Genomic DNA, 7,931 nt, shown 5'->3' with positions numbered 1-7,931 from the left:
CGCGCCGCAGCACGCCGCGTTGCGCCGCGCGCCGGTCCGCCAAGGCCAGGCGCAGTTGCCCGGCATCGAACGGCGCCTGGCGCAGCCGCACCCCGGTGGCGTCCTCGATGGCATTGGCGATGGCGGCAGCGGCCGGCAATGTCGCCACGCCGTCCAGGTCCAGGCGGCCGGCGCGCACCGCCTCGGGCGGTGTCGGCGCCGGCGTGGCCAGCGCATCGCTTGTCGCGGCCGGCGCCAGCGGCGCGGCCGCGCGCCAATCGTCGAACGCCGCCGGCCCGGCGATCAGGCGCCGGGCGTCGGCCAGGCGCTCGGGCTGCTGGCGGGTGATGGCCAGGCGCGTGCTCGCGCCCTGCGCCGGCCGCAGGTCCTGGCTGTCATGGCCTGCGACCACCCGCGTCACCTCGATCCTGCCAGTGGCGGGTTGGATCGCCACTTCGGCCACCCAGGCGCTCCACACCATGTGCTCCGCGCCGTCCTCGGCCTGGCAACGGACTTGCGCGGTGGCAAAACCGCTGCCGCGCAGCAGACCGTCGCGCGGCGCCACGGAGGCGTCCATGGCGGCCTGCTCGACCACCTGGCGCGCCAGCTCGCGGCCGCGCGCGTCGTCCAGGTGGCGCAGGCGCCAGCCGACCGGATCCTCGCCAGCCGCCAGCGCGCGTTCGTGCCACAGGCTCTCGCCCGCGAAGACCTGGGCCGCATTGAGTTCGTCGACGCTGGCGTGCAGCAACGCATGCGATGGCGCTTGCGCCGGCGCCGGGGTCTCGCCCAGCACCGTGGCCTGGCCGCTGGCCGGCGCCGGCCCGGAGCGCGCCAACAGGCGCGCCAGGCTGGGCCGCATGGCCCAGGGCTGCGGCGAACACAGCGCCGGCCCCGCCGCGGGATCCGCTTCGCGCAGTACCAGCGTGGCCGGCTCCCCCACGCGGCTGGCCACGCACACCGGCCGCGCCACCGCTTCGGACAGCAGCGCCGCGTCGGCCGCGGCATCCAGCAGATCGAGCGCATGCGCCGCTCGCGCGGCCGCGCCGGACGGCCACGCCACCACGTCCACCGCCTGCTCGGGCCAGTCGAACAAGGCCGCCAGCTCGCGCCGTATCAGGGCGCGCAGCGCGCTGGCGTCCGGCGGCAGCCACAGCGTCAGGCGGCCGTCCAGGCACCAGGCCGCGACCCGCGCGCTCGCGCCGGCTTCGGCTGGCTGCCAGAGATATTCACGTTCCGCCACCGGTGCCGTGACGGCGGCCGGCGGCCCCGCATACGCCGGCCGTCCAGCGCCGCGCCACGCCGGCGCCAGGCTGGCCAGGGCCTGCCGCGCGTGCAGCGGCGTCACCGCCACCACGCCGGCAAAATGCTCGCGCCGCACGACCGCCACCACGCCGGCCTGCGCGCGCGCGTCGTCCAGGCGCACGCTGTCGAGCCGGCTGCCGCGGTAGCGGCTGCCGTCCCAGGCGGCGTCGGGCGGGCGCAGCGCCAGCCCATGCAACAGCTCGGACGGCGGTTCGACGGCGTGCGTCGCGGTCTCGGGCAAGCACGCGCTCATGCGCCGGCTCCTTGCGGCTGGCGCGGACGCGTCGCCGCATCCTGGCGCAGCTGCGCCGCGCGCAGCGCCGCCTGCATGATTTCCACGTGCGTGCCACAGCGGCACAGGTTGTGATGCAACTCGCTGCGCACGGCCTGCTCTGTGGGCGCGGGATCGCGGCGCAGCAGGGCCTCGACCGTCATGATCATGCCGTTCAGGCAATAGCCGCACTGGGCCGCCTGGCACTCGATGAAGGCGCGCTGGGTCGGCCCGGGCCGCTCACGCGTGCCCAGTCCTTCGAGGGTGGTGACCTCGCGTCCCTGCGCCGCCCGCACCGGAATCACACAGGAACGCGCCGCCACGCCGTCGATCAGCACCGTGCAGGCGCCGCATTCGCCTAGGCCGCAACCGTACTTGGGGCCGTTCAGTTCCAGGTCGTTGCGCAACACCAGCAACAACGACGTGGCCGGCGGCGCCGCCACCCGCGCGGCGCGTCCATTGACCATCAAGTCGATCGCATCGGTGGCGGGCGTGGGCGTGGCGGCGTGTTCCATGGTGTGGGTGGCGAAAGGTCCGGGGATGAAGGCGCGAACGCGTCAGGCCGCCTTGGCTTTCGGTTCGACCAGCGGCTCGCTGAACACGTCGTAGCCGAAACACCAGGCGGGGTCTTCGTTGGTCCGCAACCAGGTGTTGTCGTGCGAAATGCGCTGCACCTTGCTGGCGCGCGCGGCGCGATTGGCCTCGTACAGCGCGAAAGCCAGTGCGTGATTATGCGCCCCGACTTCCTTGAAGCAACGCACCAGCATCGCGCCGTCCTCGATGGCCATGGCCGCGCCTTGCGCCATGTGCGGCTTCATCGGGTGGCAGGCGTCGCCCAACAGCACCAGGCGGCCACGGCTCCACAGCGGCAGCGGATCGCGCTCCAGCAGGGACCACTTGGTGACCTCGACGGTGGCGTCGATCAGTGCCTGCACCGTCGGATGCCAGCCCTGGAAGGCCTCGCGCATCTCGTCCTTGCTGCTGGGCAGCCAGCGGTCGTTCAGGTCCCACTGCTCGACCGGCACGCCGGTCACGTAGTAAAGCTCGTCGGCCTTGCTGGTGACGAAGTACGTCATCATGTGGCGGTCATCGGTCCACCACTTCACGCAGGCGTCGAACGGCAGCATGCCGGCCTTGACCTCGGGGGTCGGGAACACCGCGCGGTGGGCCAGGTAGCCGGCGTACTTGGGGGGCTCCGGTCCCAGCAGTTCCTCGCGGATGCAGGAATTCACGCCATCGGCGCCGATCACGATATCGGCATGTTCGACGCTGCCGTCGGCAAAGCGCATCTCGACGTCATGGCCGCGGTCGGTCACGCCGACCAGATGCTTGGAGTAGGCCATCACGCGCTCGGGCAGCGCCTCGATCAGCAGCGCGTGGAAGTCGCCGCGGTGCACCGTCAGGTACGACGCGCCATAGGTCTTGACGGCGTAGTCGCCCAGGGGAATCTGCGCCAGCACGTCGCCGGTCAGGCCATGGCGGCTGTACCAGAAGTCGGGGTGCGACCCCTGGGCGTTGAGCGCGTCCTCGATGCCGATGCGGCGCAGGATCTTCATGACGTTGGGGCCGACGTGGATGCCGGCGCCCAGGCGCGAGAAACTCGGCGCTTGCTCGTAGACGCGCACGTCGAAGCCTTCCTGCAACAGCAGCGAGGCGGTGGCGGCGCCACCGAGGCCGGCGCCGATCACGGCGATGCGGGGGGATTTAGACAAGAGGCTCTCCTACTTTTCTATGCATACACTCTATTTTTTCCCGATGGGCAATCGGCACCACCGTGGATCCAAAACAGCACAAAGATGTCCAAAACAGTGCATTTTTAAACACATATAGGTAAAAACCACTATGAACATCGGCTTTGCGATTCACCTCGCTGTTTGCAAGCATAGAGCGTCTACACTGTTTTTTTAATTTATCGGAAACCCTAAGATGGATCCGCGCTTCGCGTCATCACGCTCGATCCGCCGCTTGCGTGGCGGCGGCGAAGACCACCGGATCCCGTCCTGGCATCTACCCACCCGGAGCACGGCATGAGCATTCCTTCCAGCACCTTCCTGTACGGCGCCAACGTCCACGCCAACGGCATCCGCCAGCACTATCTGCGCTATGGCGGCGCGGATGGCGCGCGCGCCGAACGCGATGCGCTCATCCTGATTCCCGGCATCACCAGCCCGGCCGTGACCTGGGGCTTCGTGGCCGAACGCCTGGGCCAGCGCTACGACACCTATGTGCTGGACGTGCGCGGCCGCGGCCTGTCCAGCGCCGATCCCGGGCTGGACTACGGCCTGGATGCGCAGGCCGCCGACGTGCTGGCCCTGGCGCAGGCGCTCGGCCTGCAACGCTATGCGCTGATGGGCCATTCCATGGGCGGGCGCATCGCGGTGCGCGCGGCGCGCAGCCAGCCGGCCGGCCTGACGCGGCTGGTCATCGTCGATCCGCCCGTCTCCGGCCCGGGCCGCCGCCCCTACCCCGCCAAGCTGGCCTGGTATGTGGATTCGATCCGCCAGGCCACGCATGGCATGGACGCCGAAGCCATGCGCGCGTTCTGCCCGACCTGGACCGAGGAACAGCGCCGCCTGCGCGCGCAATGGCTGCACACCTGCCACGAGCCGGCCATCGTGCGCAGCTTCGAGGACTTCGGCCGCGACGACATCCACGCCGACCTGCCGCGCGTGCGCGTGCCGCAACTGCTGATGACCGCCGAGAACGGCGGCGTGGTCGGCGACGAGGACGTGGCCGAGTGGCAAGGCCTGGCGCCCGACACGCTGCACCGACGCGTGCCGGCCGCCGGCCACATGATTCCGTGGGACAACGAGGCCGGCTTCCACCAGGCGCTGGGCGACTTCCTCGAACCGCGCGGCTGAATCCCCCCTTTCTTCACCAGGAGTCCGCCATGCCCGTCAGCGACATCGACCTGATCCGCGCCTGGAAACAGGTGCTCACGCTTTCCCGCCTCGAAGCCGGCCAGACCGTGACCGTGCTTACCGGCGCCGACACCCATCCGCAGACCCTGCGCTGCGCCATCGCCGCCGCCGGCGACATGGGCGCGCGCGTCAACCGCCTCGACCTGCCGCCGGTCAATGGCGAAAAATCCCTCAGCCGCGATTCGCTGGCCTACCTGGGCACCACGCCGCTGACGGGCAACCCGGCCGCCATCGCCGCCCTCAAGGCCAGCGACCTGGTGCTGGACCTGATGACGCTGCTGTTCTCGCCCGAGCAGCACGAAATCCTGCAGGGCGGCACCAAGATCCTGCTGGCGGTCGAGCCGCCCGAGATCCTGTGCCGGCTGGTGCCGACCGAAGCCGACCGCGAGCGCGTGCGCGCAGCCGCGGCGCGGATCGGCGAGTCGCGCCAGATGCGCATCACGTCGCGGGCCGGCACCGACCTGCAATGCCGGCTGGGCAGCTTCCCCGCGATTTCGGAGTACGGCTTCGTCGACGAGCCCGGCCGCTGGGACCACTGGCCCAGCGGCTTCGTGCTGACCTGGCCCGACGAGGGCCACAGCAACGGCCAGGTGGTGCTGGACCGCGGCGACATCCTGCTGCCGATGAAGGACTACGTGACCGACCCGATCACCCTGACCGTCGAGCGCGGCTACGTCACCCGCATCCAGGGCGGCCTGCAGGCCGACGTGCTGCGCGACTACATGGCCTCGTATGAAGACCCCGAGGCCTACGCCGTCTCGCACATCGGCTGGGGCCTGCAACCGCGCGCCCATTGGTCGATGCTGGGCCACTACGGCAAGGAAACCCACATCGGCATGGACGCGCGCGCCTTCGAAGGCAATTTCCTCTGGTCCATGGGGCCGAACAACGAGGCCGGCGGCCAGCGCACCACCGCCTGCCATATCGACATCCCGATGCGCCATTGCACGGTGATGCTCGATGACCAGGCCGCCGTCATCGACGGCGTGGTGCAGGACGAACCCGGGCTGGCCTATGCCGCCCGCCGCAAGGAGCTGGCATGACCACCACCGTTCCCGCCGGGGATATCTCGGCCTACGCCCGCCAGGGCTTCGGCACGCCGCTGCCGCTGAAGGCGCCGTTCGGCCTGCTGATCATCGACTTCGTCAACGGCTTCGCCGACCCGGCCGTGTTCGGCGGCGGCAACATCCCACAGGCCATCGAACGCACCCGCGCGCTGCTGGCGCATGCGCGCGAACAGGGCTGGCCGGTGGCGCACAGCCGCATCGTGTTTTCGGACGACGACGCCGACAGCAACATCTTCTGCCTGAAGGTGCCCGGCATGCTGACGCTCAAGGAAGACAGCCACAACAGCGCCATCGTGCCGCAGCTGGCGCCCGCGCCCGGGGAATACGTGGTGCGCAAAAGCACTCCCTCTGCGTTCTACGGCACCATGCTGGCGCCATGGCTGGCGCAGCGCGGCGTGCAGACGCTGGTGGTGGCCGGGTGCGTCACCAGCGGCTGCGTGCGCGCCAGCGTGGTCGACGCCATGCAGGCCGGCCTGCGGCCGCTGGTGGTGTCCGACTGCTGCGGCGACCGCGCGCTCGGGCCGCACGAGGCCAACCTGTTCGACATGGCGCAGAAGTACGCCGCCGTCATGCCGCTGGAGCAAGCCCTGGCCGACATCGGCGCGCTGGCGGCATAATCCCTGATCGGCCCCGATCGCCTTCGCCCATGAACCTGCCCCATCCCCGCGCGCAGCACGACGCGCTGCTGACCCACCCCGGCGCGTTGCTGGTCGTGCGCGCGCCGACCGCGCCGCCGCGCCCGGCGCCCGGGCAGCCGGGCGTGATCTCGGATTACGTCCAGGACACGCCGGAGATCTTCGTGGCGGTGCTGGCCGACGACGCCGCCCCGGACGGCTGGCGCGCGCTGGCCTTCAACGGCCACGTCGACCTGGGCACCGGCATCCGCACCGCGCTGGCGCAGATCGTGGCCGAGGAACTGCACGTGCCGATGGCGCGGCTGGAAATGGTGCTGGGCCACACCAACGCCACGCCCAACCAGGGCCCCACCATCGCCAGCGCCAGCATCCAGATCTCGGCCGCACCGCTGCGCCGCGCCGCGGCCCAGGCGCGCGAACACCTGCTGGCGTGTGCGGCCCGGCGATGGGGCCTGGCGGCGGATGCGCTGCGCTTGCGCGACGGCGTCGTCCACCCCGCCGACGAGTCGGACACGCGCGCCTTGCACTACGGCCAATTGATCGGCGGTCAGCACACCCGGCTGGACCTGGCCGCCGACGACGGCCAGGTCCGGCTCAAGCCTTCGGGCGACTACACCGTGGTGGGCCGCGCCGTGGCGCGCGTGGACATTCCCGCCAAGGCCACCGGCGAACTGAGCTTCGTGCATGACGTGCGCGTGCCCGGCATGCGCCATGGCCGCGTGGTGCGCCCGCCGCACCCCGGCCGCGACGCTGGCGACTTCATCGGCCGCTGCCTGATCGACGTCGACGCCGACTCCGTCGCGCATCTGCCGGGCCGGGTGCAGGTCGTGGTGCAAGGCGATTTCATCGGCGTGGTGGCCGACCGCGAGGAACAGGCCGAAGCCGCCATGCGCGCGCTCAAGGTGCGCTGGAAGCCGGTGCCGCCGGCGCCGGTGCTCGACGATCTGGCCGGCGCCCTGCGCGCCCACCCCGCGCGCCGCCGCCTGCTGCTGGAGGAAGGCGACGTCGAGGCCGCCTGTGCCGCCGCCCCGGTGCACCTGCGCCGCACTTATGTCTGGCCCTACCAGATGCACGCGTCGATCGGACCGTCGTGCGCGGTGGCCGACCACCGCGACGGCCGCCTCACGGTCTGGGCCGGCACCCAGAATCCGCACATGCTGCGCGCCGACCTCGACCGCCTGCTCAAGCTGGGCGAAGACCGCATCGACATCATCCGCATGGAAGCCGCCGGCTGCTACGGCCGCAACTGCGCCGACGACGTCTGCGCCGACGCCGCGCTGCTGTCGGCCGCCGTGGGCGCGCCGGTGCGGGTGCAGCTGATGCGCGACCAGGAACACCAATGGGAACCCAAGGGCACAGGCCAATTGATGGACGTGGCCGCGGCATTGGACGCCGACGGCAAGCTGCTGGCCTACGATTTCGAAGTGCGCTATCCGTCCAACGATGCGCCGCTGCTGGCGCTGCTGCTGACCGGCGGCGTGTCCGGCGAGCCGCGCGTGCTGGAGATGGGCGACCGCACCTCGGTGCCGCCCTACCGTTATCCGAGCCGGCGCATCGTCTGCCACGACACCGCGCCGCTGGTGCGCGCCTCGTGGCTGCGCGGCGTCTCGGCGCTGCCCAGTTCCTACGCCCATGACTGCATGATCGACGAGCTGGCCGAGGCGGCTGGCGCCGACCCGGTCGCGTTCCGGCTGGCGCACCTGGACGATGCGCGCGCCGTCGCGCTGCTGGAAGCCACGGCGGCGCGCGCCGGCTG

At 71.2% G+C, this 7,931-nt stretch carries 6 protein-coding genes and 1 pseudogene; 4 read left to right on the top strand and 3 right to left on the bottom strand.

Annotated features, from left to right (window positions below; all coding sequences use genetic code 11):
* The 3 genes and pseudogenes from HV701_RS26300 to HV701_RS26290 form a co-directional block, all read right to left on the bottom strand.
* Positions 1 to 1,534: pseudogene (locus HV701_RS26300) on the bottom strand (cytochrome c); the annotation flags it as partial.
* Positions 1,531 to 2,067 carry a (2Fe-2S)-binding protein gene (locus tag HV701_RS26295; RefSeq protein ID WP_419761612.1) on the bottom strand — a complete coding sequence of 179 codons (537 nt, stop codon included), beginning with the start codon at positions 2,065 to 2,067 and terminating at the stop codon, positions 1,531 to 1,533. The pseudogene HV701_RS26300 and the gene HV701_RS26295, both read right to left, overlap by 4 nt.
* 42 nt (positions 2,068 to 2,109) lie before the next feature.
* A complete protein-coding gene (locus HV701_RS26290; RefSeq protein ID WP_175135934.1) occupies positions 2,110 to 3,264 on the bottom strand; it encodes an FAD-dependent monooxygenase in 1,155 nt (384 codons plus the stop codon).
* A 315-nt stretch (positions 3,265 to 3,579) separates the two neighbouring features.
* Between HV701_RS26290 and HV701_RS26285 the strand changes: the two genes are divergently transcribed.
* The 4 genes from HV701_RS26285 to HV701_RS26270 form a co-directional block, all read left to right on the top strand.
* Positions 3,580 to 4,413: an alpha/beta fold hydrolase gene (locus HV701_RS26285; RefSeq protein WP_175135933.1), complete on the top strand. Its 834-nt coding sequence runs from the start codon at positions 3,580 to 3,582 to the stop codon at positions 4,411 to 4,413.
* Between the two features lie 29 nt (positions 4,414 to 4,442).
* The gene (locus HV701_RS26280) at positions 4,443 to 5,516 is read left to right on the top strand and encodes a 2,5-dihydroxypyridine 5,6-dioxygenase NicX family protein (protein WP_175135932.1); all 1,074 of its coding nucleotides are present in this window, start codon (positions 4,443 to 4,445) and stop codon (positions 5,514 to 5,516) included.
* Positions 5,513 to 6,157, top strand: coding sequence for an isochorismatase family protein (locus tag HV701_RS26275; protein ID WP_175135931.1), 645 nt, complete (start codon positions 5,513 to 5,515; stop codon positions 6,155 to 6,157). The genes HV701_RS26280 and HV701_RS26275 overlap by 4 nt, the downstream gene beginning before the upstream one ends.
* A gap of 29 nt (positions 6,158 to 6,186) precedes the next feature.
* Positions 6,187 to 7,931: xanthine dehydrogenase family protein molybdopterin-binding subunit (locus HV701_RS26270; RefSeq protein ID WP_175135930.1), on the top strand; the 1,745-nt coding region annotated here is incomplete at its 3' end.

Source organism: Achromobacter pulmonis (genome assembly GCF_902859765.1).
GTDB classification, from domain to species: domain Bacteria; phylum Pseudomonadota; class Gammaproteobacteria; order Burkholderiales; family Burkholderiaceae_B; genus Achromobacter; species Achromobacter pulmonis.
The sequence above is the reverse complement of the archived record's forward strand: the minus strand, read 5'-3'. Positions and strand labels throughout refer to the sequence as shown.

What these genes read in the sequence shown, in the direction of transcription:
- HV701_RS26295 (WP_419761612.1), bottom strand. Translation starts at nt 2,067, where the DNA reads ATGGAACACGCCGCCACGCCCACGCCCGCCACCGATGCGATCGACTTG.
- HV701_RS26285 (WP_175135933.1), top strand. Translation starts at nt 3,580, where the DNA reads ATGAGCATTCCTTCCAGCACCTTCCTGTACGGCGCCAACGTCCACGCC.
- HV701_RS26280 (WP_175135932.1), top strand. Translation starts at nt 4,443, where the DNA reads ATGCCCGTCAGCGACATCGACCTGATCCGCGCCTGGAAACAGGTGCTC.
- HV701_RS26275 (WP_175135931.1), top strand. Translation starts at nt 5,513, where the DNA reads ATGACCACCACCGTTCCCGCCGGGGATATCTCGGCCTACGCCCGCCAG.